The 24,600-nt window shown below is 60.7% G+C and carries 23 protein-coding genes and 2 riboswitches; of the genes, 13 read left to right on the forward strand and 10 right to left on the reverse strand.

Annotated elements, in window-relative coordinates; genetic code table 11:
- The first annotated feature begins 1 nt into the window (after nt 1).
- Genes GGQ66_RS15025 through GGQ66_RS15045 form a run of 5 tightly spaced genes read left to right on the forward strand, consistent with a single transcriptional unit; the run spans nt 2 to nt 4,609 of the window.
- Nucleotides 2–1,315, forward strand: coding sequence for an NAD(P)/FAD-dependent oxidoreductase (locus GGQ66_RS15025; protein WP_183793544.1), 1,314 nt, complete (start codon nt 2–4; stop codon nt 1,313–1,315).
- A 16-nt stretch (nt 1,316–1,331) separates the two neighbouring features.
- Complete coding sequence (locus GGQ66_RS15030; RefSeq protein WP_183793545.1) at nt 1,332–1,820, forward strand: L-2-amino-thiazoline-4-carboxylic acid hydrolase; 489 nt, start codon at nt 1,332–1,334, stop codon at nt 1,818–1,820.
- Between the two features lie 14 nt (nt 1,821–1,834).
- Nucleotides 1,835–3,001: a M20 aminoacylase family protein gene (locus tag GGQ66_RS15035; RefSeq protein WP_183793546.1), complete on the forward strand. Its 1,167-nt coding sequence runs from the start codon at nt 1,835–1,837 to the stop codon at nt 2,999–3,001.
- A gap of 51 nt (nt 3,002–3,052) precedes the next feature.
- Nucleotides 3,053–4,183, forward strand: a complete 1,131-nt coding sequence (locus tag GGQ66_RS15040; protein ID WP_183793547.1) for a PLP-dependent cysteine synthase family protein — start codon at nt 3,053–3,055, stop codon at nt 4,181–4,183.
- Nucleotides 4,184–4,234: 51 nt separating this feature from the next.
- Nucleotides 4,235–4,609, forward strand: a complete 375-nt coding sequence (locus GGQ66_RS15045) for a Rid family detoxifying hydrolase (RefSeq protein ID WP_183793548.1) — start codon at nt 4,235–4,237, stop codon at nt 4,607–4,609.
- Between the two features lie 303 nt (nt 4,610–4,912).
- Here the strand turns inward: GGQ66_RS15045 and GGQ66_RS15050 are convergent, their stop codons facing one another.
- Nucleotides 4,913–5,611, reverse strand: coding sequence for a GntR family transcriptional regulator (locus GGQ66_RS15050; RefSeq protein WP_183793549.1), 699 nt, complete (start codon nt 5,609–5,611; stop codon nt 4,913–4,915).
- Nucleotides 5,612–5,774: 163 nt separating this feature from the next.
- Here GGQ66_RS15050 and GGQ66_RS15055 point away from each other — a divergent pair, with 163 nt between their 5' ends.
- From GGQ66_RS15055 to GGQ66_RS15080, 6 genes are all read left to right on the forward strand, one after another.
- Nucleotides 5,775–6,887 carry an ABC transporter substrate-binding protein gene (locus tag GGQ66_RS15055; protein ID WP_183793550.1) on the forward strand — a complete coding sequence of 371 codons (1,113 nt, stop codon included), beginning with the start codon at nt 5,775–5,777 and terminating at the stop codon, nt 6,885–6,887.
- Between the two features lie 4 nt (nt 6,888–6,891).
- On the forward strand, nt 6,892–8,565 hold the full coding sequence (locus tag GGQ66_RS15060) for an ABC transporter permease (RefSeq protein WP_183793551.1): 1,674 nt from the start codon (nt 6,892–6,894) through the stop codon (nt 8,563–8,565).
- Nucleotides 8,558–9,613, forward strand: a complete 1,056-nt coding sequence (locus tag GGQ66_RS15065; protein WP_183793552.1) for an ABC transporter ATP-binding protein — start codon at nt 8,558–8,560, stop codon at nt 9,611–9,613. The genes GGQ66_RS15060 and GGQ66_RS15065 overlap by 8 nt, the downstream gene beginning before the upstream one ends.
- 1 nt (nt 9,614) lies before the next feature.
- Nucleotides 9,615–11,021, forward strand: coding sequence for an FAD-dependent tricarballylate dehydrogenase TcuA (gene tcuA, locus GGQ66_RS15070; RefSeq protein WP_272872537.1), 1,407 nt, complete (start codon nt 9,615–9,617; stop codon nt 11,019–11,021).
- Nucleotides 11,022–11,025: 4 nt separating this feature from the next.
- On the forward strand, nt 11,026–12,162 hold the full coding sequence (gene tcuB, locus GGQ66_RS15075; protein ID WP_183793622.1) for a tricarballylate utilization 4Fe-4S protein TcuB: 1,137 nt from the start codon (nt 11,026–11,028) through the stop codon (nt 12,160–12,162).
- A gap of 209 nt (nt 12,163–12,371) precedes the next feature.
- Nucleotides 12,372–12,932, forward strand: a complete 561-nt coding sequence (locus GGQ66_RS15080) for a carboxymuconolactone decarboxylase family protein (protein ID WP_183793553.1) — start codon at nt 12,372–12,374, stop codon at nt 12,930–12,932.
- Here GGQ66_RS15080 and GGQ66_RS15085 read toward each other — a convergent pair.
- The 9 genes from GGQ66_RS15085 to cobO all read right to left on the reverse strand — a co-directional run bounded on the left by GGQ66_RS15085 (nt 12,929) and on the right by cobO (nt 22,501).
- Nucleotides 12,929–13,738 carry a DNA-binding transcriptional regulator gene (locus tag GGQ66_RS15085; protein ID WP_183793554.1) on the reverse strand — a complete coding sequence of 270 codons (810 nt, stop codon included), beginning with the start codon at nt 13,736–13,738 and terminating at the stop codon, nt 12,929–12,931. The two genes, GGQ66_RS15080 and GGQ66_RS15085, sit on opposite strands and share 4 nt — an antisense overlap.
- Nucleotides 13,739–13,811: 73 nt before the next feature.
- Complete coding sequence (locus GGQ66_RS15090) at nt 13,812–14,657, reverse strand: fumarylacetoacetate hydrolase family protein (protein WP_183793555.1); 846 nt, start codon at nt 14,655–14,657, stop codon at nt 13,812–13,814.
- Nucleotides 14,654–16,180 carry a bifunctional 3-(3-hydroxy-phenyl)propionate/3-hydroxycinnamic acid hydroxylase MhpA gene (mhpA, locus tag GGQ66_RS15095; protein ID WP_183793556.1) on the reverse strand — a complete coding sequence of 509 codons (1,527 nt, stop codon included), beginning with the start codon at nt 16,178–16,180 and terminating at the stop codon, nt 14,654–14,656. The genes GGQ66_RS15090 and mhpA overlap by 4 nt, the downstream gene beginning before the upstream one ends.
- A gap of 46 nt (nt 16,181–16,226) precedes the next feature.
- Nucleotides 16,227–17,207: a VOC family protein gene (locus GGQ66_RS15100; protein ID WP_183793557.1), complete on the reverse strand. Its 981-nt coding sequence runs from the start codon at nt 17,205–17,207 to the stop codon at nt 16,227–16,229.
- 98 nt (nt 17,208–17,305) lie between these two features.
- Nucleotides 17,306–18,310, reverse strand: coding sequence for a TRAP transporter substrate-binding protein (locus GGQ66_RS15105; RefSeq protein ID WP_183793558.1), 1,005 nt, complete (start codon nt 18,308–18,310; stop codon nt 17,306–17,308).
- A 19-nt stretch (nt 18,311–18,329) separates the two neighbouring features.
- Nucleotides 18,330–19,655 (reverse strand): TRAP transporter large permease, encoded by a 1,326-nt coding sequence (locus GGQ66_RS15110; RefSeq protein WP_183793559.1) that lies wholly within the window; start codon nt 19,653–19,655, stop codon nt 18,330–18,332.
- 1 nt (nt 19,656) lies between these two features.
- The gene (locus GGQ66_RS15115; RefSeq protein WP_183793560.1) at nt 19,657–20,211 is read right to left on the reverse strand and encodes a TRAP transporter small permease; all 555 of its coding nucleotides are present in this window, start codon (nt 20,209–20,211) and stop codon (nt 19,657–19,659) included.
- Between the two features lie 206 nt (nt 20,212–20,417).
- Nucleotides 20,418–21,875 (reverse strand): cobyric acid synthase, encoded by a 1,458-nt coding sequence (locus tag GGQ66_RS15120; protein ID WP_183793561.1) that lies wholly within the window; start codon nt 21,873–21,875, stop codon nt 20,418–20,420.
- A 2-nt stretch (nt 21,876–21,877) separates the two neighbouring features.
- Complete coding sequence (gene cobO / locus GGQ66_RS15125; RefSeq protein ID WP_183793562.1) at nt 21,878–22,501, reverse strand: cob(I)yrinic acid a,c-diamide adenosyltransferase; 624 nt, start codon at nt 22,499–22,501, stop codon at nt 21,878–21,880.
- A gap of 100 nt (nt 22,502–22,601) precedes the next feature.
- A riboswitch (cobalamin riboswitch) is annotated at nt 22,602–22,792 on the reverse strand.
- A gap of 60 nt (nt 22,793–22,852) precedes the next feature.
- Nucleotides 22,853–23,058, forward strand: a riboswitch (cobalamin riboswitch).
- A 60-nt stretch (nt 23,059–23,118) separates the two neighbouring features.
- Between cobO and GGQ66_RS15130 the strand changes: the two genes are divergently transcribed.
- Both GGQ66_RS15130 and cobW read left to right on the forward strand, forming a co-directional pair.
- Nucleotides 23,119–23,556, forward strand: coding sequence for a DUF1636 family protein (locus GGQ66_RS15130; protein WP_183793563.1), 438 nt, complete (start codon nt 23,119–23,121; stop codon nt 23,554–23,556).
- Nucleotides 23,553–24,599 carry a cobalamin biosynthesis protein CobW gene (gene cobW / locus GGQ66_RS15135; protein ID WP_370686357.1) on the forward strand — a complete coding sequence of 349 codons (1,047 nt, stop codon included), beginning with the start codon at nt 23,553–23,555 and terminating at the stop codon, nt 24,597–24,599. The genes GGQ66_RS15130 and cobW overlap by 4 nt, the downstream gene beginning before the upstream one ends.
- Nucleotide 24,600: the final 1 nt, after the last annotated feature.

The raw sequence follows: 24,600 nt of genomic DNA on the forward strand, positions 1-24,600 counted from the left end.
CATGATAGAAACCATCACACCTGCGGTTTTCCCGAAATCCCTATGGGCCGAAACCGCCCCGCCCCGCACGCAGATGCCGCCGCTCACCGGTACAGTCAGTGCCGATACCGTCATCGTCGGTGGCGGCCTGACAGGCCTGTCAGCCGCCCTGCATCTGGCCCGTTCCGGTCAGAAGGTCGTGCTGCTTGAGGCCATGGCCGTCGGCTGGGGTGCTTCGGGCCGCAATAACGGCCAGGTTATTCCCACCATGACCGCCGCCGAACCGGACGCGATCGCCAAGCGCTACGGCGAACCCGGCGAACGCTTCGCCCGGCTCATAGGCAACAGCGCCAGCGTGCTGTTCGATCTGGTGCGAGAGGAGGAGATGCAGGCCGAGGCGGAACAGACCGGCTGGTTCCAGCCGGCCCACTCGCCGGGGCGCGTCAAACTTTCCAAGCGCCGGGTCGATGCCTGGAACCGCTTTGGCTTTCCCGCCAGCCTGCTCGATCGTGACGAGACGCAGGCGCTGCTCGGCTCGGATTTCTGGTATGGAGGCATGTTCAACCCCACCGGTGGGCACGTCAATCCGCTGGCGCTGGCGAGGGGCTTTGCCAAAGCCGCCGAAAAGCACGGCGCAACGATTTACGAGGCAAGTCCCGCAACAGGTTGGCAGCGCACGGGCACCGGCTGGGTGGTGACGACCGCCAAGGGGTCCGTCACTGCGAAGAATTTCCTTCTGTGCACCAATGCCTATACCGGCGAAATCGTGCCTTCCCTCGCCAGCCGGTTGGCCCGCAGCATCGTGCCTGTGCTTTCCTGGCAGATGTCGACGCCGCCGGTGTCCGATAATCTGCGCGCCACCATCCTGCCGGGCCGTCAGGCCGTATCGGATACGCGCGGCGACCTGCGCTTCTTCCGCTATGACGCGCGTAACCGGCTGATCACCGGCGGGGTCGTGCTCGGTTCGCACGATGTGAGCCGCCGCGTGGCACAGAAGGCCGCCGCCAATCTGGCCGAAGCCTTCCCCGCACTTGGCAAGCCGGAGATGACACATGTTTGGAGCGGTTACATCGGCATGACCTGGGACCGGTTTCCGCGCGTCCACAATCTCGGTCCCGATGGCTGGGCATGGATCGGCTGCAACGGGCGCGGTGTGGCGCTGGCGGTTTCGCTCGGCCGGGAAATGGCGCGCGCCGTTTCGGGTGCCGCGATCTCCACGCTTGCCCTGCCGGTTTCGGAGCCCGCACCGCTGCCCTTCCACAGCATCGCCCGGCGCATTGCACCGACCTATCTCGCCTGGCTTCGCCGTCAGGACAAAATGGAACTGAAACCCTGAACGGAAGGCACGAACCATGAAAGACATGCCCATTCTCGAGCGCCGCCGCATCGAGGCACAGATTCTGAAGCACGTTCACGAGGTTATTGAAGCGCGTTCGGGCGCCGAAGAGGCCGATGCGGTGATCGGGACCGCCGTCAGCCGCTCCGCCATCGATCAGGGCCGGGGCTTTGCCGAGGCGCTGGGCCACAAGCCGGATTTCAAGGACTTCGCCGACATTCTGCCGCTCTGGACCAAGGATGACGCGCTGAAAATCGAAACCATCGAAACCTCAGCGGAGAAGCTGGAATTCAACGTGCTGCGCTGTCGGTACGCCGAAATGTACCGCGAGATGGGGCTTGGCCGGATCGGCCACCTGCTCTCGTGCAACCGCGATGGCGACTTCTGCATCGGCTATAACTCCGACATGAAGATGACCCGCACCCAGACCATCATGGGCGGGGCCAGCCATTGTGACTTCCGCTATCGCATGGAGCCGGAAGCCGGCTCGCACGCCACCAAGTAAAAAGGAAACTCGAAATGGCCGTCGATAATTGGGTGTCCGGACACCTGGACCAGTTGGTCGCTTTCCGCCGCGACCTCCACAGTAACCCGGAGCTGCTTTACGATCTGCCGCGTACTGCGGCGGAAGTCGCAAAGGCGCTGCGCGCGGCCGGCTGCGACGAGGTGGTGGAAGGCATCGGCAAGACGGGCGTCGTCGCCGTCATTAACGGCAAGTCCAATACGTCGGGCCGCGTGATTGGCCTGCGCTCGGATATGGACGCGCTGCCCATTCTGGAAGCGACGGGCAAGCCCTGGGCCTCGAAGACACCGGGCAAGATGCATGCCTGCGGCCATGACGGCCACACCGCCATGCTGCTTGGCGCCGCCATTGGCCTTGCCCAGAGCCGCGCCTTCGACGGCAAGGTCGTACTGATTTTCCAGCCGGCTGAGGAAGGGGGTGCGGGTGCCCGCGCCATGATCGAGGACGGCCTCTTCAAGCGCTGGCCGGTCCATGAAGTCTACGGCATGCACAACCGCCCAAACCTGCCGGTCGGCGAGTTCATTATCGCGCCCGGCCCGATCATGGGCTCGGTCGACATGATCGACATCGAAATCGAGGGCGTCGGCGGTCATGCCGCCTCGCCGCACCAGACCATTGATCCGGTTCCGGTGGCCGCGGCCCTCATCCAGGCCATCCAGACCATCACGGCCCGCACCATCGACCCGATGGATTCTGCGGTGATCTCCATCACAACCATCCATGGCGGCGATGCGTTCAACGTTATTCCGCAGTCGCTGCGGCTGACCGGCACTGTCCGCACCCTGCGCGACAGCGTGCGCGACCACGTCGAAGCCCGACTTCAGCAGGCGGTCGCGGGCATTGCCGCCGCCTTCGGCGCCAAGGGCAAGCTCGATTATTCCCGCCACTACCCCGTGACCGTCAATCACGGGCAGGAAACCGAGTTTGCTGCCGTTGCGGCCGAGGCGGTGGCAGGTGTTGGCCGGGTGGGTCGCGACATGCCGCCGACGCTGGGCGGCGAGGACTTCGCCTTCATGCTGAACGAGGTTCCCGGTGCCATGATCAACATCGGCAACGGCGAAAGCGCCAATCTCCATCACCCGGCCTATGACTTCAATGACGAGGCCATTGCATGGGGATGCTCCTACTGGTGCGAACTCGTGCGCCAAAGGCTGCCGCTCTGAAGAGCTGAAGCCGAAACCGAAGGCCGTCATAGCAAGGCCGGAGAAGGACACATGCAAAATTCGAATTCAACGGGCCAGGCAACCGCCTGCCCGCCGCTCTCCCTATTGCCGGATTGCGCCGAAAGGGCCTGGTCCCGCTCCGCTATCGCCCTGCTGCAGGGCGATGGTCGCCGCTCGGCGGATACACACCTGCTCAAGCCGCTGTTTCCCGGCTTGAAAGGTATTTCGATCTATCTGAAGGACGAGAGCACCCACCCGACCGGCAGCCTCAAGCACCGGCTGGCGCGCTCGCTTTTCCTCTACGGCATCTGCAATGGCAAGATCCGCCAGACCACGACACTGGTCGAGGCATCTTCCGGTTCGACGGCCGTCAGTGAAGCCTATTTCGCCAAGCTGCTTGGCCTGCGCTTCATTGCCGTGATGCCGCATTCCACCAGCCGGCAGAAGATCGAGGCAATCCAGAGTTTCGGCGGTGTGTGCCACTTCGTCGAGCGCGCAGGGGATGTCTATGACGAGGCAATCCGCATTGCCGAGCAGACGGGTGGCTATTACCTAGACCAGTTCACCAATGCCGAGCGGGCGACCGACTGGCGTGGCAATAACAACGTGGCCGACAGCATCTTCCGGCAGATGGAAGGCGAGGAGTTCCCCGTTCCGGACTGGCTGGTGATGAGTGCGGGCACCGGCGGCACCTCCGCCACGCTCGGCCGCTTCATCCGCTACAAGAACCTTGAAACGCGGCTTTGTGTCGTCGACGTCGAAAACTCAGCCTTCTACGAGGCTTGGCGCACCGGCGACATGCAGATAACCGCGTCGGGATCACGCATCGAGGGCATCGGCCGTCCGCGCGTCGAGCCCTCCTTCGTGCCAGGCGTCATCGATCACATGATCCGCGTGCCGGATGCCGCCTCGATTGCGGCTGCGCATGTGCTGTCCGAGCGCCTGTTCCGCCAGATCGGTGGCTCCACCGGCACCAATTTCTTCGGCCTGTGCTGGATTGCCGCGACCATGATGCGAGAGGGCCGCTCCGGCTCCATCGTGTCACTGATCTGCGACAGCGGCCAACGCTATGCCGACACGTTCTACAACGCGAACTGGCTGAAGCAAAACCGCATCGACATCACCCCCTACCGGCGTATGCTCGACCATTTCCTCGACAACGGCGAGTTCACACTGCCTTAGTAACAGCCCGCCATCGCGTACCCGTTTCAAAATGCCCTGAAAGGACAAGACATGCAGCCCATTACCACGACAGACGCTCCGGCCGCCATCGGCCCCTATTCGCAGGGGATCATTGCCAATGGTCTTCTCTTCATTTCGGGACAGTTGCCGATCGATCCGGCGACAGGCGCGTTCATCTCCAATGATCCGGTCGATCAATGCCGCCAGTCGCTGCGCAACATCGAGGCCATTGCCAAGGCCGCCGGCGCTGACCTGTCCAAAGTGGTGAAGACGACCGTTCTTCTGAAGGATCTCGGCAGTTTCGCCGCCGTCAACGCCGCCTATGCCGAGTTCTTCCCGAACGTGGCCCCGGCCCGCACGACTTTCGAGGCTGCAGCACTCCCGAAGGGCGCGCTTGTCGAGATCGACGCGATCGTTAGCCTCTGACGATCCGGAGATAGTATCGGGCGCATCCCGTCACATGGTCGGCTTGCCTCACTCTTTACCGGCTGCCTGAACGGGATTGCCCTCAATTATGCGCCGGGCAGAATGCGCTTCTGCCGGGCAAAACGTTCGGTGTCCAAAATTATCGACACGTCCAATGTAGCGACACCGAACGAAGCGCTTATGCGCGCCATCTATTAGGAGCCCGCGCCAGGCCCGCTTCAATGGCGCGGAACAACGTAAGGCGAAAACTTGCCAGGCGGCCAATGATTGGCCGCCAAATCTATTCAGGCGCCACTCGCGGCTTTAGCCGGCATCGTTAAGCATCTTCAAACGGCTTACCAGCGCGCTACGGATATGGTCACGCGCGGCGGCCTCGGCCGCGTCCGGATCTCGGGCGGCAATTGCCTCCAGAATCCGACGGTGTTCATCCGCGGCCGGTTCCGCGCGTCCAGCGACGGAAAATGTCGTTGAGCCCAAGAGTGCAAGAAAATCCTGCAGTTCTTCGAGCGGGCTGTGAAAGAAGCGATTTCGCACGGCCCCCGCGATCGTACCGTGAAACTGTTTATTGATCCGCGCCCATTCCTGAGGGGTGTCGGCAGTCTCGAAGGCGGCCTGTAGATCGGTCAGGAGCGTGATCTCCGTGCTCGATGCATTTTTTGCAGCAAAACGGGCGGCTGTGCCCTCCATGATTTCGCGCATTTCGTAAAGCTCAAACACCTCGGCGCGGGTCAGGCGGCGGATCATCATCCCCCGTCCCCCGGATATTTCAAGCAGACGGCGCTCGGACATGCGGCGGAGCGCATCCCGAACCGGTGTGCGACTGACAGAAAAATGCTCGGCAATCTCTTCTTCGCGCAATCGATCGCCCGGCTGGAAGGTTCCGTCGCGGAGCGCCTGTCGCAATGCGGAAAAAATTACATCTCCCAGACCGGCACCCTGCGTGCCGTCAACCGGAAGAATGCGCGCCAGCCGTGAGGCCGGCGAATCGGGGTGAATGCTCATGAATGGAACTCTTGTTGCGTACACGCGCCAAGATAATGCCCTTCACCGCGAAAAACCACCAATGCGCCCAACAGAATCTTATTGCATTTTATTGTACACAATAATATTCAATAAATACGAAAGCTACGATCAGTCTCGACCCGCTTTCGCAAGGGAGGAAATGATGAGTTTTTTGAAGCATCCGGCTCTGCGCCGGCCGTTGCTGGCATTGATAGCCACCACGATCCCGTGTCTCGCCTTGGCAGAAACACCTGCCGGCTATCCGGCAGGTTATGCTGAGACCATTGCCAAAGCTGAAGCGGAGGGCTCGGTTGTGGTTTATGCCAACACGGAACATGCCGCGGTTGAGCCGATCCTGGCGGATTTCCAGAAGGCGTTCCCGAAGATCCGTGTCGATTACATCGAGATCAAGGCGGCGGACCTTTTCAGCCGGATCAGCAGCGAGGCTGCGGCCGGCGCGCTCAAGGCCGACATGGTGTGGTCGTCGGCCATGGATCTGCAATTCCAGATGGTTGAGGATGGCATCGCAGCGGAATACCAGTCGGTGGAAAAGGCGGCCGTGCCCGAATGGTCAAACTGGGGCGACAAGATCTACGGCATCACTTACGAGCCGGTCGTCATGGTCTATAACAGCAAGGTCATTCCCTACGGTGAAATGCCCGATACCCGTGCGTCTCTTGCCAAATGGCTGCAGGAGAACAAGGAACGCATGAAAGGCAAGGTAGCCACCTATGACCCGGAACGGTCCGGTCTTGGCTATTTTGCTGTCAGCGCCGATGCCCAAAACAGCGACGACCTCTGGCCACTCGTGACGGCTTTCGGCGCTGTTGATACCAAGTTCTACACCTCGACCGGCACGATGCTGGAGAAAATCAGCGCTGGCGAACACGCCATCGGGTACAACATCATAGGCCCCTATGCCTATCTGCGTGCGGAACGCGATCCGAACGTCAAGGTGGTCGTGCCCAAGGACTACACGGTCGTCCTGTCGCGCCTGGCGATTGTAACTCAGCAGGCCCAGCACCCGAATGCCGCGAGAGTCTTTCTCGATTATCTTCTGTCGAAGCGTGGCCAGACCGTCGTCGGCAATGAGGCCCACCTTTTCGCCATTCGTCCTGATGTGACCGGCAAGGCCACCATCGCCGGCCTGACCGCCGAATATGGCAACGTTCTGAAGCCGGTCGCCATTGGCCCCGACCTCATGGATGCAATTCAGCCGATGCCGCGGATGAACTTCTTCCGCAAGTGGGCAGATGCGTTGAAAGCGGGCAAGTGAGCCGATGCGGAACGATTTCTGGCGAACCGGCGTCGTCCTGGCTGCGGCGCTTTTCATCCTGGCTCCAGTCGGCCTGATTGTCTGGCAAAGTTTCCTGACGGACGCGTTCTTCAGCGTCCGTGCCAAGTCGACCGTGGACACCTATGGCTTTGTCTTGTCTGACTCCGGCTTCTGGAGCGCCTTGCGAAACACGGTGATCCTGTCGATCGGCATGGTTGTGTTTGCCGTGCCTCTCGGGTCATTGCTCGCGTTCCTTATGGTTCGTACGGACATGCCCGGCCGAAAGTGGATTGAACCGGCAATCTTTCTGCCGCTGTTCATGTCGCCCATGGTTCTGGCCTTCGGCTATATCGTGTCGATCGGGCCGTCCGGCTTCTGGTCTGTGTGGTGGGAGCGGCTCTTCGGAGCCGTCCCCTTCTGGAATGTCTATTCCATGCCCATGCTGGTTCTGGTGGTCGCCCTGACCCACGTTCCGCATGTCTACATCTATGTTTCCACGGCCCTTCGCACCGTGCCGTCGGATCTCGAGGAGGCGGCACGCGTTGCTGGCGGCTCTCCCTTGACTGTCGCAACGAAAGTCACGCTTCCGCTTGTGTGGCCATCGATCGCGGTCAGTGCGGTGCTGGTCGCTTTTCTCGGCTTCGAACTGTTCGGACTTCCCTATGTTCTGGGCGATCAGGATGGCCGTCTCGTTCTGGCGACCTACCTTTACAAGTTCAACACCCTGCTCGGTCGTCCGGCCTATCAGATGATGGCCGTCGTGGTGATCTTCATCATGCTGGTCACGCTGCCGCTCGTCATCATGCAGCGACGCATGCTGAAGTCAGCGCAGCGCTACTCCACAATTGGCGGCAAGGCGACACGCTCACATCTCGTGCCCCTGGGCAAATGGAAGTGGGTGGCTTTCGCCGGTGTCCTGATCTGGCTTTATGCTGTTGTTCTTCTGCCGCTTTCGGGCGTCGCGCTTCGCTCTGTCGTCACCACATGGGGACCGCTCGTCGCCATCCGCGATGTCCTAACACTGGACAATTACCACAAACTGGCGGATCTGCCGCTCATCCGCAGATCGATCGTCAACACGCTCATTCTGGCGTTTGTCGGCGGCTTTGCATCGCTGTGTGTCTATGCCCTGATCGGATTGGCGAGCCATCGCTCCCGCTCCGAAAGCACAAAGGTGCTCGACTTTCTCGTTCTGTTGCCGCGCGCCATGCCGGGAATTGTCGCAGGTCTGGTCGTGTTCTGGATCTTCCTCTTCGTACCGGTTCTAAAGCCCTGGGTCGCATCCCTTGGCGCCATGTGGGTGGCCTACACGCTGGTCTGGCTACCATTCGGCCTCCGGCTTGTTTCGAATTCGTTCGGTCAGGTTGGTCGCGAACTGGAGGAAGCCGCCCACGTTACCGGTGCCGGACAGGCCCGCGTCGCAAAGGACGTGATCCTGCCATTGGCGAAGCACGGCCTTCTGGCTGCGTGGCTTCTCTCCTTCCTTCTTTACGCCCGTGAATACTCGACCGGCATTTTCCTGATGGGTCAGGGTAACGAGGTGATGGGCACCATGCTCGTCAGCCTCTGGAACGGCGGAAACATCGACGTGGCCTCATCGCTGGCCGTCGTCAACACCATTGTCATCGCGGGCGGCATTGCGCTTGCCCTGCGCCTTGGAGTGCGTCTCGATGCCTGAACTCGTAGTTGAAAACATTCATTTGAAATATGGTGCCGTGGAGGTCCTCAAGGGCGCATCCTTCAGCGTCGACAAAGGCCGGATCGCGGCCCTTCTGGGGCCCTCGGGTTCGGGGAAGACGACGCTCCTGCGCACGGTCGCCGGCCTTGAACGCGCCTACAAGGGCCAGATCACGGTATCCGGAAAGCGCGTTCTCGACGGTGAAAACAAGCTGGACCTGCCGGCGGAAAAGCGTGGCCTGGGCTTCGTGTTCCAGTCCTACGCGCTCTGGCCCAATCGCACGGTCTTCGAGAACGTGGCCTACGGCCTTCGGCTGCGCAAGGTTGCCGATGCAGAAATCAAGCGCAAGGTGAATACGGTTTGCGAGGTTCTGGGGCTTGGCCATTTGCAGGAGCGCTTTCCCTCACAGCTTTCGGGGGGGCAACAGCAGCGTGTCGCCATCGCCCGGTCGCTGGCCTACGAGCCGGCAGTGCTTCTCCTCGATGAACCTCTGTCCAATCTGGACGCAAAACTCCGCGATGAAGCCCGTGCCTTCCTCAAGGAGCTCATCACGCGGGAAGAACGTGCCGCCGTTATCGTGACCCATGACCAGATCGAAGCATTGGCGATTGCAGACAGTATCGTGCTGTTGAACGGCGGCGTCATTGCGCAGGAGGGCAGTCCGGAAGACCTCTACAATCGCCCAAGAACGCTGTTCACGGCCGACTTCATCGGCAACAACGTGCGTCTGTCCGGCAAGGTCGTCCAGGCGGGCGAAGGGTTTGCGACGATCGACTGTAACGGTTTGCGCGTCACCGGACGCATGGGACAGCCGAAATCACCGGGCGAAGACGGCACGGCGGTCTGTCGCATGGACCGGTTGGGCCTTGCGTCCTCAACCGGTGAGGACACAGTTGAAATGCATCGGTCGACATCGATGTTCCTGGGAGAGAAGTGGGAGCACGTCTTCCGGCTCGGCGAACACTCGCTGCGTGTCCTGACCGAAGGGCCGGTCGATCTGGCGACCGCGCCGATACGAATCCCCCGTGAAAGTGTCTGGGTGTTCTAAGATGGAAATGCCTGTGAACTTCGACCATCCCTACGACGTGCTTGTCGTAGGCGGTGGCAATGCGGCGCTGTGTGCCGCCATCGCCGCACGTCGCGCCGGCGCGCGCGTCGCTATCCTCGAAAAGGCACCGCGCTTTTATCGCGGTGGCAATACGCGGCACACCCGCAACATGCGCTGCGCCCATGATACGGCGACCGAAACGCTGTCCGGTCCCTATACCGAGGAAGAATTCTTCGATGATCTGATGCGTGTGACGCAAGGGCAGACAAACCAGCCCCTCGCACGCATGATGATCCGCAAGTCCAAGGATATGCTGAACTGGATCACGGAACAGGGCGTGCGGTTTCAGCCTTCGCTGGGTGGCACGCTGAGCCTCGGGCGGACGAACTCGTTCTTCCTGGGCGGAGGGCGTTCGATGCTGAATGCCCTCTATCGCACGGCAGAGAAGCTGGGCGTACATATCACCTATGAGGCCGAGGTCACGGACATCGAGATGGATGGCTCCCGGTTCGTGGCAGCGCAGGTGAAGACGCCCGACGTAACCCGCCGGCTGGCCGCCAGGAGCCTGGTGGCCGCCGCCGGTGGCTTCGAAGCGAATATCGAATGGCTCAAGGAAGGGTGGGGTGACATCGCCGACAACTTCCTGATCCGCGGCACCCCCTACAATCGCGGGACGCTGTTAAGAACGTTGATTGCGAAAGGCATGAAACAGATCGGCGACCCGACGCAGTGCCATGCCGTCGCCATTGATGCCCGTGCGCCAAAGTTCGATGGCGGCATTATCACCCGGCTGGATTGCGTCGTCTTCGGTATCGTCGTCAACAACCGTTGCGAACGCTTCTACGATGAGGGTGAAGACATCTGGCCCAAGCGCTATGCCATCTGGGGGCGGCTGGTTGCCAGCCAGCCCGATCAGATCGCCTACATCATCTTCGATGCGCCGTCGCTTGAACTGTTCATGCCATCGCTGTTTCCACCGGTCACCGGCGGCACCATCGAGGAACTGGCGGCTAAGCTCCAGCTTGATCCCGCCGCGCTGCGCACAACGGTTGAAACGTTCAACGCCGCGGTTCAGCCGGGCGAGTTCAACGACAAGATTCTGGATGGTTGCCATACGGAAGGACTGACGCCGCCCAAGACCAATTGGGCAAGGCAGATCAGGACCGGCCCGTTCTACGCCTATCCCGTCCGTCCCGGCATTACCTTCACCTATCTCGGTGTCGAGGTGGATGAGGAGGCCCGCGTGCAACTGGCAACCGGCGGCGCTGCCGAGAACATCTGGGCCGCAGGCGAAATCATGGCCGGAAATGTATTGGGGCGCGGCTATGCCGCGGGAATCGGAATGACCATCGGCAGCGTCTTCGGTCGCCTCGCCGGAGAAGGAGCGAGCCATTATGCAAACAGGTAATGCCATGCCGGCCGCAAGCCATGTCCGGTCCGTGACCGAAACCCAACAGGCGCACCTCGATGAAGCAGAACGGCTTATGACCGTCTGCAACTCATGCCGCTATTGTGAGGGGCTTTGCGCCGTCTTTCCCGCCATGGAAATGCGTCGCGCTTTCGGAACGGGTGACCTGACCTACCTCGCGAACCTTTGCCATAACTGCGGAGCGTGCAACTCCGATTGCCAGTTCGCGCCGCCGCACGAGTTCAATGTGAATGTGCCAAAGGTTCTAGCCGAGGTTCGCAACGATAGTTATGCGCGCTATGTCTGGCCCGGCTTTCTCGCGCCGATGTTCCACCGCAACGGACTGATGGTGGCGCTGATTGCTTCGCTCTCCGTTGCCGCGTTCTTTTTCGGCTTTGCCGTCTGGCACGACCCGGACGTCCTGTTCGGGACCCATTCCGGTCCCGGCGCTTTCTACCGGATCATGCCGCATAATACGATGGTGGCCATATTCGGGGTCGCCTTCCTCTGGTCGGTTCTGGCCGTCATCATATCCTGTGTCAAATTCTGGCGGGATATCGGGGAACCCTCCGAAACATTGCGCGATCCCAGAGCTCTTGCCGGCGGCGCGCATGACGCTGCAACGTTGAAGTATCTGGATGGCGGCGGCGTTGGCTGCATGAACGAGAGTGACAAGCCCGACGATAATCGCCGGCTTTTCCATCACCTGACGTTTTACGGCTTCATGCTCTGCTTTGCGGCGACCGCTGTGGGCACGGTGTGGCATTACGCTCTCGGACGCGATGCGCCCTACCCCTGGTGGGATCTTCCCGTTGTGCTCGGCACGCTGGGCGGCATCGGCATCACCATAGGGCCGCTCGGCTTGTTGGCCGCAAAGTTTCGGCGCGACCCGCAACTCATGGATGAAGGCCGTAAGGGCATGGATGTAGCGTTCATCCTGATGCTGTTCCTGACCGGGCTGACAGGGCTCGCCCTTCTTGTCCTGCGGGCAACGCCGCTGATGGGAACCATGCTTGCCCTTCACCTCGGCTTCGTGCTCGGCTTCTTCGTCACAATGCCCTATGGCAAGTTCATGCACGGCATTTTCCGCGGTCTTGCCCTAGTCAGATACGCTGCGGAGAAGCGACGTCACCTTGGTTGAACAATGCGTTGGTGCGGCCCCTTGAGGGGCCGCGATCACGCCAGCGCTGAAATCGTCTCTGGTTTTGGTTTGCCGTTTCCGAAGACCGATAACGACAAATCCATTTATTGATATTCTCGACAGTGCCCTTTTGCCATGATCTGCTGAAACCAGAACACTCCCGCCACACAGCGCGGCGGAGCTGACGCTCCCCATTGAGGAAACGCCTGATGACAGCAAATCCCGTCACCTTTCCCCCGATAACCGATGCCGCATGGCCACAGGAAGCAGAGCAACTGAAGGACGGGTTCGCCGGCCGCCTCAATGTTTACAGAACGATGGCACATCACCCACGCCTCCTGAATGCCTGGGCACCCCTGCGTGACCACATCGTCGTGAAAAATGCTCTGGGTGCTCAATTCAGCGAAGTCGTCATCCTGCGGACTGGGCATCAGATGAACGCGCCCTATGAGTGGGCGCATCATGTCAGCCGAGCGCGTGCCTGCGGTATGGATGATGCCCGGATTGCATCCATTGCCGGCCCGCCCGAGCAGATGGAGCGGGACGACGCAACGCTCTCACGCGCCGTCGATGAACTGATGCTCAACAAGAGCCTGGCACCGGAAACGATAGCAACCGTTACCGGCCTTGTTGGCAGGGAAGGCCTGTTCGATGTGATCGCGACGGTTGGCTTCTACACGACGCTCGGCTTCATCGTAAACAGCTTCGAGACACCAGTCGATGAAGCAATTCAGCGGGAACTGGCGGAAAGGCCGCTTGATCGAACTTAACCTTCCCCGGCTCCGGGCTTGGCATTGCCTGCGATCCGTGTCGCAATCTCCTGCAGGATCTCGACATATCGGGCGGCTTCACGGATCGACATGGCCGAGCGGATCCAGATCATGGAAAGGCAGGCAACAGTTGTTTCCTCAATCCGAACCGGCACGGCAATCGATGATGTATGCGGCCTGAACTCACCCGCCTCGCGGGTAGCATAGCCCTTGGCGCGCGCCTCGACCAGAAGGCTGGCGAGATAGGCGCGATCAAGGAAAGGCTTATCTTCGGGCAATCCGAGATTCTCGATATGACGCAGGATCAGTTCGCGCTCCTCATCTGCCACGAAGGCAAGGTAGGCCCTGCCGGATGAGGTGCGCAGGACCGGCAGGCGGTACCCGGTCATCCCGCGATCTATGGAGAGCGGGCTGCGCCCATGTGTCGTTTCCTGAATGACCATCGCAGCATTGTCATAGACGCTGAGATCGAGCGGCCAGATGACCTTCCGTGCATACTGTGAAAACAGTGGACCGGCTGCCTGGCACAATAGCGAGGTCGTTGCCGTGCCATCCCCCAGACTGGCAGCCAAACGCGTTACACGAACACGGTTGTTGGAGGCAGAGAAGACGACATAGCCCTCCTCTTCCAGCGTCTGGAGAAGACGATAGACAGTCGGGCGCGGAATATCGAGGGCCTTGGCGATTTCGGCAGGGCGCGCCTCACCAGCCATGTTGACATGACGAAGAACGGCAAGCCCGCGGACAAGAGCGCGGACACCGCTTTCGCCTGTCCCGGATGGCGGTGAACTGGATATCTGTTTCATGGCGAAAGTCATGCCATAACCCCGCGGCATGGCAAAGGGGATAGGCCCGGCCGAGAGACCGGGCTTCCCAAGCTCAGCGTTCGGCAACAACAGGATTGCGCAGGATGCCGATACCGGAGATTTCCACCTCGCAGACATCACCATCCTTCATCCAGACCGGCGGCGTGCGGCGCGCACCAACACCGCCCGGCGTGCCGGACACGATCACATCGCCCGGCAGCAGCGGCAGGATCGTCGAGCAGTAAGCTATCAGACGCGGGATGGAGGTGATCAGCAGATCCGTTGTGGTATCCTGCATGACGTGACCGTTGAGGCGCGTTACAAGGCGAAGTTTCGTTGGATCAGCGATTTCGTCCGACGTCACCATCCACGGGCCAAAGGCACCGGTTCCAGCGAAGGTCTTGCCGGGCATGAACTGGGCGGTATGCTTCTGCCAGTCGCGCACCGAACCGTCGTTGTAGCAGGCATATCCAGCCACGTAGTCCAGTGCTTTGTCCTCCGAAATCCGGCGCCCCTCCTTGCCGATGATGACAGCCAGTTCGCCTTCGTAATCGAACTCGTCGGATTCAAGCGGCTTGACGAGTGGCTCGGCATGTCCAATCTGGCTGCCGGCATAGCGGGCGAACAGAACCGGGTTCGGTGTTACCGTGCGACCGGTTTCCTCGACGTGCGCATGATAGTTGAGGCCAACACAGATAATCTTGTCAGGATTCGGAATGGTCGGCGCAAATGTGATCGCATCGAGACCGAAGTCGGAGGCTTCCCCGGCCAGCGCGGCTGCCTTCGATTGAAGGCCGACAGCAAGAAAGTCACGCAGCGTGGCGCACTCGGGAAAGCGACGCGTGAGATCGACAATCCCGTCATCCTTGACGAGACCGTATCCGGGCTTTCCACCGATGATGAAGGATGCAAGTTTCATGCTGAGATCTTCTCCTGTTTGGGCATGGTCGGGGCTAGGCCGCGTGGGCCGAAAAGGGTGGTCGCGGCCTGAATGATGTTCGGTAAATCGACCGCATCGCGAGCAGTTGTGAGAATGTAGCGGTCGGGCCGGACAAGAATGGCAACGGCATCGTAAGTATTAAGAAGCGCCTTGCCGTCCGCCAGGTCGTCAGTCGTCAGCACTGTGAGCCCGGCTGGCGCGTCGAATGTGGCTTTCTGGTCGGCATCGATGATGAGTACAGGCGCATAACCGATGACGTCGTCCATCAGGGCGCCGTTGCCGAGGCGCGGCTGCGGGAACAGCATTCCGGCGTGTGGACCGGAACCGAGCCCCTCGCCCAGACCAACCGTCAGTGACTTCATCAGGGCAGGCCCGCCCGCTTCAGAGCGCATGGCGGTTGCGAGCGCTTCCTGGGTGCCACAGGTATTGATGAGGCCGCCGAGGCGAACGGCCGTGCGGATATATTCTGTCACATTCGGACGGCGCTCGCTGGCATAGCTCTCCAGCAGCGCTTCGCTATCGCCATCCTTGACGGCGAACGCCAGCTTCCAGCCAAGATTGACGGCATCGCGAATGCCGGCGCACATGCCCTGCCCCATGAAGGGTGGCGTCTGGTGGCATGAATCGCCCGCGAGCAACAAGCGCCCCGAACGCCATTTGTCGGCGATGAGGGAATGGAAGGTGTAGACGGCAGTTCGCTCCAGAAACGCCTCGTCGGGCGTGATCCAGTCGGCCAGCAGTTCCCAGACCCGCTCGGGCGTGGCAATCGAAATGGAATCCTCGTGCGGCAATACGGTGATTTCCCAACGGCGACGCATGCCGGGCACCGGCACATAAGTGGCGGGCCGTGCTGGATTGCAGTACTGGATGGAAAAATCGCCGAGTTCAGGCTTAGGCTGCTTGAGGATGAGATCGATCACCAGCCAACGCTCATGGAAGCCGCAGTCCTCCATGCCGGTTTCGATGTAGCGCCGGACAAGCGAGCGAGCGCCATCACAGCCGACGACATAGGTAGCTTGAACGCGCTCGACCTTGCCCCGCGCCATGTTCTCGTAACGCAGTTCGACATGCGAGCCCTGATCCTCGATGGCGAAAACCTCGCAGCGGGTGCGCACATCGACATTCGGGAAACGACCGACCCCGTCCCTCAGAATGCGCTCCAGATCCGGCTGGTGAAAGCGATAGCCAGCTTTCCAGCCCTGTGGCCCGGCCTCCAGCGGGCGCGGCCAATCGAGCAACAGGTTGCCTCCGGCGTCCACGAACCGCATGCCAGGATGGTACATCGTGGTCGGTTCGACCTCATCGGCAAGGCCGATGGTCTGGAATACGCGCATGACCTCGGCATCGAAATGCACGGCGCGCGGCAGGTGATAGGCCGCCGCCTCTCGCTCGAGCACCAGCACGCGCAGACCGCTTTGGCCGAGCAGATTGGCAAGCGTCGCACCGGTCGGTCCGTAGCCGATAATGGCGACATCCCAGGTGTCGTGGTTTCGGGTCGTCATGTTACTTCCCCTGTCTTCACTCATCGCATTTGTCTTTTGTTGCGTGTCAGGATGCCTGACGCGCCAATTCGCCATAGAGCCACGGGCAATCTGCCACCGGTGGCGCTCGGCGCCCGTTGCGGGCGGCCTCCAGCCGCATCTCGCGGAGGCGACGACGGCCGCCCTCTTCTGTGAGATAAAGGCGCTCATGCCCCCAAAAACTCGGTCCATCGAAGGTTTCGTGCGGTTCCCAGGTCGCCTGCTCGATGATGCGTCCGCCCCAGCCGTTTTCCACGAAGAAGCCGGAGGGTGAGTTGGCATAGTAGGAGGTCATGAAGTCGTTGGTATGCCGCCCCAATGTGTAAGCGACGCCGTTGTCGCGCTGCTGGGCGAGATCGAACCCCTGCCCCACATCGTCGAGGTTCTGGAACTCGACCATGAAATGATGGAAACCCGCCTTGCCCGAGCCGACCATCGCGAAGGAATGATGTCGGTCGTTGACGTGGAAGAAATAGAGTGGGTAGGGCGTGAGCCCATAATCCGTGACATGAAAACCCAGAACGTCGCGGTAGAAGGGCAACATTCGCTCGATCGCCGTGACATGCAGCACCGCGTGCCCCATTCCATAGGGTCCGGTCTTGAACCCGTCGATGGGTCGTCCAGGCACGAACGGGTCTGTCGCCAGCATTGGCTCCGCAAAGAGTTCGATGCGGTTGCCTGCCGGGTCCTCGAACCAGATCAGCGAGCCGACAAAACGGCGATCGCACAGTTCCCGGCTCCCGGCGCGAACCGGCACGCCTGCCCTTTCCAGGCGAGCGGCAAATACTTCAAGGTCCGCGCGCCTCTCCACCTGCCAGCCCATAAAAGCAAGCGTGTCGCCCGGCTCGTTGGAAACCAGAAGTCGCTGCGCCTGATCGTCCATGCGGAAGGCAAGCGCGGTGCTGCCCCGATCGATCTTCTGCATCCCAAGAAGACCACCGGCAAAGTCCGCCCATTCATCCAGACGGTCAGAACGGATACCAAGATAGCCGAGCGCGATAATCGCCATTGTGTAACCTCTTTCGCGTTGGAGGAAGCCGTGCCGAAAGGCACTTGTCCGCCTGATGAACAAGGTTCCGGACCACCGAATGACCCGGAACCATCCGGTCAGTTGATGTTGAGCGCCTTGGCACGTTCAATCGCCTTGCGGGCGGCATCGGCCTTATCGCCAAGGCCCGAAACCCAGGTGTCAGGCGCCTTGGCGAGAGCAGCTTCCCAGGCCTGCTGTTCGGCAGGTGTCAGATCGATGACCTCAACCTTCGGGTTCGCGCGCATTTCGGCCTGAACGGCCGCGTCGTATTCCTCGATCACGCCAGCGATCCACTCGGCAGCCGGACGACCCGAAAATTCGTCGATCGCCTTGCGATCGGATTCCGGCAGAGCCTCATAGGTCTTACGGTTCATGAGGATCGCCATCGGGCTCGCCGTGATACGGGTCAAGGTGAGTTTCGGCGCGACTTCGTAGAGCCGGAAGGTCTTGTAGGCGTCAGATGCCCAGACTGCGCCGCCAACAACACCACGCTCGAGGTTTTCATAAACCTGCGGCGCGGGGATAGAGACACCCGTTCCACCCAGCATTGAAGTCATGGTCGAGATAAAAGGCGACGGCGTGCGCACCTTCATACCGTTCAAAACATCCGGTGAACGAGCACCCTCATCCTTCGTGAAGATACGGTAAGGCGCGGTGGAGAATAGCGCGATCACCTTGTAATCCTTGTATTCCGTGGCGAGCGCTCCCTCCTCGTAAAGTGTCGTCATCACATTCGCACCCGTCTTGGCATTCGGAGCGATGCCCGGCAGTTCGACGATCGAAGAAAGCGGGAAGATGCCCGGCGTGTAGTTCGGCACCACGAGGGCCACATCCGCCACACCCTTGGCGACCAGTTCAGCCTGGGCAGGTGCACCACCGAGAATGGAGCCGGGATAAAGCTTGAAACGGCTGGCTTCAGAAAGCTGCCCATTCATCTTTTCGATCCACGGCTGCAGGACCTTCGACGAATAGAAGCCAACCGGTGGCTCGAAGGATGAGACGCGCATTTCGCGGGCTTCGGCCACGGCTACGGCCATCCCGGAAAGGACAAGTGAAATGGTAAGCTGGCGGATCAGTTTCATGTTTTCCTCCCTTGAAAACTCAAAACGTGTTGTGGGGTAGCCAGACCACGATGGCTGGCAGGGCGATGATGATGAAAATGCGGATGAGGTCGGCGAGTACGAAAGGCAGGACGCCGCGCCACAACTCAATCATCCGGATGCTGGGATGGGTTGCCTTGAGCACGAAGAGGTTCATGCCGACCGGAGGCGTGATAAGACCAATTTCCACGACCATCACCGCATAGATGCCGAACCAGATCGGATCGATGCCGGCAGCCTGCACCACAGGCAGAAACAATGGTACGGTCAGAAGCAGCATCGCAAGCGAATCCATCAGCGTACCGAGCACCAGATAGATCGCCGTCATCGTCAGGATCACGAGCAACGGGTTTTCCAACATCGGCCCGAACATCGCTGTGAAGGTGAAGGGCAGGCCGGAAAGTGTCAGGAAGTAATTGAAAAGATTGGCGGCAATCAGCACGAGGTAGATGGCGCCGCAGGTCAGCGAGGTTTCGATGGCTGCGGACAAGAAGCCCTTCATGCTCAACCGCCGCGAAGCGATTCCGTAGACCAGCACAAGCGCAACACCGATTGCAGCTGTTTCGTTGGCCGTGAAGACGCCAAGATAAAGGCCGCCCATGATGACCGCGAAAACGACAACCGGTGGCAACAGATCGGCAAGCGCGCGGCGGTATTGCGCCCGGGTGGACCTTGCCTGGTGAGGTGCCTTGGTAATGCCAAGCGCCAGTGGAATGTAGACTGCAAGGCAGTAAAGACTGATCGCCAGAACAATAGGCCCGAGCGTCGCCAGCAAGAGGTTCTTGATCGACTCTCCGGATAGGAAGGCATAGATCACAAGAATAGTGGAAGGCGGAATGAGGATGCCAAGCGTACCGCCCGAGGCCACGGTACCGGCTGCCAGGCTCCGTGAGTAGCCGGCGTTTTCCATTTCCGGCAGAGCGATGCGCCCCATCGTCGCTGTCGTCGCTAACGACGATCCGGAAATCATCCCGAAGCCCGCAGAAGCACCGATCGTCGCCAGAGCGAGGCCGCCCTTTCGATGGCCGAGCATGGTGCGCATAGCGCCATAAAGGCGGGACGAGAGACCTGAATGCGAGGCGAGATTACCCATTAGCACGAAAAGTGGCAGGACCGACATCGTGTAGTTGGTCAGTGAATCCCACGTTGTGGTCGCGCCGATTGAAATCGTGCCATCGACCCCAAGCACGGCCCAGCAACCTGCAAGCGCGACCAATCCCATCGCCACTGCAACCGGTACTTCAAGGAAAATCAGAGCGATAGTCAAAAGGAACCCGACACCGCCGAACAGCAGTGCGTTTCCTGTCAGCCAGGAAAGATCAGTCATTTCAGTTATCCAGAACCTTTGAGGTGTCGCCTGAGGAAAAGAGCGCACGAAGAGCCGCAACGACTCCCACGCCACTGACGGCGGTAATGACGCCCAGAAGCATCCACATGGTCAGTTGCAGATCGGACGTTGTTTCGGGACTACCGATCTTTTCTCGCAGATTGACGACGAGAATCGCGAACATCAGGACCGCAAACATCAAAGAGCAAAATGCTCCGAACAGTCCGAGCGGCTTGGCAAACAGACCCGGTGCAATCTCCGAGAGCAGTTTTGCCGTTACGTGCCCACGATAAAGATAGCAGGCCGGGATTGACAAAAGTGCTCCAAGCCCGACGGTCAGCGCCGTCGTTTCTATGGCACCGGGAAGATTGCGGCCAAGCAATGCCCGAAGCGCCACATCCATCACCGTGACACCCGTTCCGGCGAGAAAGCAGAATGTCGCAATCAACAGAACGCCGTTGCCGACACGCGCACCGATTCCCGTTGCATTTATGTCTGGTACATCGCCGGAATGCACCAGTTCCTCCAGTTCCTTGACCCCTTGGCTCGCTCCCATAACTCCTCCCCGAGTACGTTTGCCGCTTGGCAAATGTCATACACGATTATCCAAGTCTGGAAGGCGCGATCGGGGGAATGTCCACCTGGTGGACAGGAAATTGCACCACAGCCTCCCGGCTGTGTGATGTCCGATCAATTCACGCAACTGCCAATCCGGCGTGATGTGAAAAGACGCAGGCTGAGCGAGAGCGGAAAACGAAGCTGTTATCGCGCCAGTCTGAGCAAGGCATCGAGATCGAGATGCGTTTCCATATGGGCGGCCAGCCGGTCGAGAACGTGTTCGACACCGGCTTCGTAATCGAAACCGGAAGCGGTTCCACCCAGACGGGAAAGCCATGCGGCGCGCTGGGCGTCATCGGCAAAAAGCCCGTGCAGATAGGTGCCGGTCACGCGGCCGTCGACTGAACGGGCTCCCTCCGGGACGCCGTTGATCGTCGCAAAGGGGCGATCACAATCGACCCCATCAGTGACGCCCATATGCATTTCATAGCCCTTGAGCGAAACGCCATCGAAGCTTTCGCCAAACACCTCTTCCAGCCGCTTTTCGCCTGATAGCACTGTGGAAACATCGAGGAGACCGAGCCCCTCCACCGCACCCGCCGCCCCTTCTATCCCCGCGGGGTCGGCAAGGCTTTTACCAAGCATCTGGTAGCCGCCGCAAAGCCCCAGAACGTGCCCGCCTCGCCGCAGATGCGCTCGAATATCCACATCAAAACCAGCCGCCTTGAGCACGGAAAGATCGCTGATCGTCGCCTTGGAGCCCACCAGAAGCACAAGCCCGCAATCGCCCGGGATGACTTCGCCCGGACGCACACGGATAAGTTCCACATCCGGTTCGGCAGCCAGCGGATCGAGATCGTCGAAATTGGAAATATGCGGCAAAACAGGAACCGCAATGCGCAATCGCGCGCCGGGCCTTGCCTCGGCGGGGCCGGCAAGCCCCAGCGCATCCTCCGCAGGCAGGCGAACCGCATCCGCAAAATGCGGCAGGAGGCCAATGGCCCGCCATCCGGTCGCCTCCGCGATCATCTTCATGCCGTTGTCGAAGAGGCTCGGATCGCCCCGGAAACGGTTGACGATGAAGGCTTTGATCAGCGCCGCGTCTTCGGGATCGACCACCGTCTTCGTGCCGACGAGGCTTGCAATAACGCCGCCGCGCTCAATGTCGCCGATCACCACCACCGGCACATCGGCGGCGCGGGCAAAGCCCATATTGGCAATGTCATTGTGACGCAGGTTGATTTCCGAGGCGCTGCCGGCTCCCTCGACCAGCACCAGATCGGCCTGTTCTTTCAGGATGGAAAAGCTTTCCAGCACACGCGGCAGAAGCCGGGCCCGATAGCGCTGGTATGCGGCGGCCTCAGCCCGTCCCTCAACCTTGCCCTGCACCACCACCTGCGCACCGACATCGCTTTGCGGTTTCAGAAGCACCGGGTTCATGTGCACCGAAAGGGGCGCGCGGGCAGCTCGCGCCTGAAGCGCCTGCGCCCGGCCGATCTCGCCGCCTTCGATAGTTACGGCAGCGTTGTTCGACATGTTCTGCGGCTTGAAGGGCAGAACTTTCAGGCCCCTTAGCGTAAAGGCCCGCGCCAGCCCAGCCACCAGAAGCGACTTGCCGACATCCGAACCGGTCCCCTGAAACATCAGGCTTTTCGCCGTCATGATCAGAACTCGACGCCGGCCTGCGCCTTGACGCCCGCCTTGAAGTGATGCTTTTCAAGACCCATTTCCGTGACCAGATCGGCAGCCTCGATCAGGCGCGGCTTGGCATTGCGACCGGTAACGACAACATGGAGGTCTTCCCGCCGGTTCTCAAGCGTTTCGACCACCCTATCGAGCGGCAGATAGTCATAGCGAAGGGCGATGTTCAGTTCATCCAGAATGACGAGGGAGATGGTCGGATCGGCCATCATTTCGACGGCGGCGTTCCACGCGGCCTGCGCTGCGGCGATATCGCGGGCCAAGTCCTGAACATCCCAGGTGAACCCTTCGCCCATGGTTTTCCACGTTACCCGATCTGGAAACGCCTGCATCAGGGCGGCCTGTTCGCCCGTTGACCAGGCGCCCTTGATGAATTGCACGACGCCGACACGCCTGCCATGGCCCAGCATGCGCAGGGCCAGCCCGAAAGCGGCGGTGGATTTGCCCTTGCCCGGCCCGGTATGGACCATGAGAAGCCCCTTCTCGATGGTCTTTTGAGCAACTTCCGCGTCCTGCACGGCCTTACGGGCAATCATCTTCCTGCGGTGGCTGACCGCACGAGCCTCATCGAGATCAGGCACGCTCATGGCTGCCACCCGGCCGAATCGAGATGTCGAAAGCAGGCCGCAATCGCGGCACGAAATTGGGTCATGGCTCTTGCCCCTTGCCCTCCACCCGAGGGCTTTTGTGGTTCATCCTGCACCGGCAGGTCTCCTGGCTTGCGGATCAGGCACGAAAGGCCGCCTTCCCGGTTTCCCAGTGGCAACAAGGCCTTTCGCTCTCCGTTCACAGTTGCGGGGGCAGCCGCGGTTGAGGGTATAAAACCCTTCCGCGTTCCCATTTCAGTCCTTTCGGACACCGGTGATGGCGCGACTATATAAGGTTTGCCGCGCCGCGCAATGTCGATATCGCACCGATTGACAGACGAGTTCAAGGCTTCTAGTTGAGGGTATGACGGTCCTCGTTCCGAAAGGAACAGAGGCGAAAAAGGGAATGCGGTGCGCCTTGTTTTCGAGGCAATTCCGCGGCTGCCCCCGCAACTGTAGGCGGAAAGCCCCGACCACAAGCCACTGGGAAACCGGGAAGGCGGTCAAGGGGCGTTCGATCCGCAAGCCAGGAGACCTGCCGTCGAACCAAAGTCCATGTCCACCGGGCGGGGTGCCCCGGAGGATTTATCCAGTCTTGCCTTTCGTTGGCCAGACGCATGCACCCCATCTGTATCAAGCCGGAAGGCGAAAGGATGGACGGTCGCATGGGCGAGAAGACGGGCTGGGACGCCGACAAGGCCACTCTCTTCATCTGCAAGACCTGCCGTTCAGCCGACGGCACGGAACGTCTGGGCGTGTCAATGATCGCACGTCTGCGCGAGAACTATGCGGGTAATGGCACAACCGCGATCCGCGCCGTGACATGCCTTTCCCAATGCGCCAACCCTTGCGCCGCCGCCCTGTCGCGGCCGGATGGCTTTTCCTATGTTTTCAGCGGCCTTGGCGCGGGTGATCTGGGTGATCTCCTCAGCGGGGCGCGCATGCTGGCGGAAGACGAACGCGGCCTTCTGCCTTTTCGCGACCGCCCGGCAGCCCTGAAGCGCACGCTTGTGGCGCGCATCCCCCCCTTTTCCCATCAGGAGGATATTCCGTGAACCAGCCCATCCACAACGCCGAGCGCGTGCCTGCTACTGTCATCACCGGCTTTCTGGGCGCAGGGAAGACGACGCTCTTGCGCCACCTCATTGAAAGCATGAGTAACCGGCGCATTGCCATCGTGGTCAATGAATTCGGCGATGTCGGCATCGACGGCGAAATGCTGAAGGCCTGTGGCGTGGCCAATTGCCCGGACGAAAACATAATAGAGCTGGCAAACGGCTGCATCTGCTGCACGGTCGCGGACGATTTCCTGCCCGCGCTCGACCGGATTTTGGCCCTTCAGCCGCCGGTCGATCATATCCTTATCGAGACATCGGGCCTTGCCCTGCCCAAGCCGCTGGTCAAGGCATTCCAGTGGCCAACCGTGAAGGCGCGCGTTACCGTGGATGGCGTCGTGGCCGTGGTGGATGGCCTCGCGCTCGCCGAAGGCCGCGTTGCCCATGACCACGAAGCTCTGGAAGAACAGCGCGCCGGCATGGAAGCGCTCGATCACGACGATCCGGTCGAAGAAGTCTTCGAGGATCAGGTGGCCTGCGCCGACCTCATCGTCCTTACCAAGGCAGACCTGCTGGACGCACGCACCCTCGACGCCGCCCGGGCACGGGTCAGCGAACACCTGCCACGCGCCGTCAAGATCGTCACGGCGGAAAACGGTCGGCTCGATCCGGCGGTTCTGACCGGCCTCGGCCTTGCTGTCGAGGATGTGATCGATGAACGGCGAACCCATCACGACCATGAGGAAGAGCATGACCATGATGATTTCGACAGCTTCGTTGTCGAAATCGCCGAGATTGCCGATCCGGAAGCGCTGGCAAACCGCATCGCACAAACCGCAGGCGCTGAAAATGTGCTGCGCATCAAAGGCTTCGCCTCCGTTGCAGGCAAACCCATGCGGCTTCAGGTTCAGGCTGTCGGCACTCGCGTCACCCATTATTTCGACCGCCCTTGGAACGATGGCGAACCCCGCGCCAGCCGTCTGGTGGTGATCGGTGAAAAGGGCATCGACCGCGAAAGGATCACAGCACTTCTCGCGGCGTAAG

The organism is Allorhizobium borbori, from assembly GCF_014196535.1.
Taxonomy (GTDB): Bacteria; Pseudomonadota; Alphaproteobacteria; order Rhizobiales; family Rhizobiaceae; genus Ectorhizobium; species Ectorhizobium borbori.

What these genes read in the sequence shown, in the direction of transcription:
- GGQ66_RS15060 (WP_183793551.1), top strand. Translation starts at nt 6,892, where the DNA reads ATGCGGAACGATTTCTGGCGAACCGGCGTCGTCCTGGCTGCGGCGCTT.
- GGQ66_RS15080 (WP_183793553.1), top strand. Translation starts at nt 12,372, where the DNA reads ATGACAGCAAATCCCGTCACCTTTCCCCCGATAACCGATGCCGCATGG.
- GGQ66_RS15105 (WP_183793558.1), bottom strand. Translation starts at nt 18,310, where the DNA reads ATGAAACTGATCCGCCAGCTTACCATTTCACTTGTCCTTTCCGGGATG.
- mhpA (WP_183793556.1), bottom strand. Translation starts at nt 16,180, where the DNA reads ATGACGACCCGAAACCACGACACCTGGGATGTCGCCATTATCGGCTAC.
- cobO (WP_183793562.1), bottom strand. Translation starts at nt 22,501, where the DNA reads ATGAGCGTGCCTGATCTCGATGAGGCTCGTGCGGTCAGCCACCGCAGG.
- GGQ66_RS15055 (WP_183793550.1), top strand. Translation starts at nt 5,775, where the DNA reads ATGAGTTTTTTGAAGCATCCGGCTCTGCGCCGGCCGTTGCTGGCATTG.
- GGQ66_RS15050 (WP_183793549.1), bottom strand. Translation starts at nt 5,611, where the DNA reads ATGAGCATTCACCCCGATTCGCCGGCCTCACGGCTGGCGCGCATTCTT.
- GGQ66_RS15040 (WP_183793547.1), top strand. Translation starts at nt 3,053, where the DNA reads ATGCAAAATTCGAATTCAACGGGCCAGGCAACCGCCTGCCCGCCGCTC.
- GGQ66_RS15035 (WP_183793546.1), top strand. Translation starts at nt 1,835, where the DNA reads ATGGCCGTCGATAATTGGGTGTCCGGACACCTGGACCAGTTGGTCGCT.
- GGQ66_RS15100 (WP_183793557.1), bottom strand. Translation starts at nt 17,207, where the DNA reads ATGGCGATTATCGCGCTCGGCTATCTTGGTATCCGTTCTGACCGTCTG.
- GGQ66_RS15030 (WP_183793545.1), top strand. Translation starts at nt 1,332, where the DNA reads ATGAAAGACATGCCCATTCTCGAGCGCCGCCGCATCGAGGCACAGATT.
- GGQ66_RS15115 (WP_183793560.1), bottom strand. Translation starts at nt 20,211, where the DNA reads ATGGGAGCGAGCCAAGGGGTCAAGGAACTGGAGGAACTGGTGCATTCC.
- GGQ66_RS15045 (WP_183793548.1), top strand. Translation starts at nt 4,235, where the DNA reads ATGCAGCCCATTACCACGACAGACGCTCCGGCCGCCATCGGCCCCTAT.
- tcuA (WP_272872537.1), top strand. Translation starts at nt 9,615, where the DNA reads ATGGAAATGCCTGTGAACTTCGACCATCCCTACGACGTGCTTGTCGTA.
- GGQ66_RS15120 (WP_183793561.1), bottom strand. Translation starts at nt 21,875, where the DNA reads ATGACGGCGAAAAGCCTGATGTTTCAGGGGACCGGTTCGGATGTCGGC.
- GGQ66_RS15130 (WP_183793563.1), top strand. Translation starts at nt 23,119, where the DNA reads ATGCACCCCATCTGTATCAAGCCGGAAGGCGAAAGGATGGACGGTCGC.
- GGQ66_RS15110 (WP_183793559.1), bottom strand. Translation starts at nt 19,655, where the DNA reads ATGACTGATCTTTCCTGGCTGACAGGAAACGCACTGCTGTTCGGCGGT.
- GGQ66_RS15065 (WP_183793552.1), top strand. Translation starts at nt 8,558, where the DNA reads ATGCCTGAACTCGTAGTTGAAAACATTCATTTGAAATATGGTGCCGTG.
- GGQ66_RS15025 (WP_183793544.1), top strand. Translation starts at nt 2, where the DNA reads ATGATAGAAACCATCACACCTGCGGTTTTCCCGAAATCCCTATGGGCC.
- GGQ66_RS15090 (WP_183793555.1), bottom strand. Translation starts at nt 14,657, where the DNA reads ATGAAACTTGCATCCTTCATCATCGGTGGAAAGCCCGGATACGGTCTC.
- tcuB (WP_183793622.1), top strand. Translation starts at nt 11,026, where the DNA reads ATGCCGGCCGCAAGCCATGTCCGGTCCGTGACCGAAACCCAACAGGCG.
- GGQ66_RS15085 (WP_183793554.1), bottom strand. Translation starts at nt 13,738, where the DNA reads ATGAAACAGATATCCAGTTCACCGCCATCCGGGACAGGCGAAAGCGGT.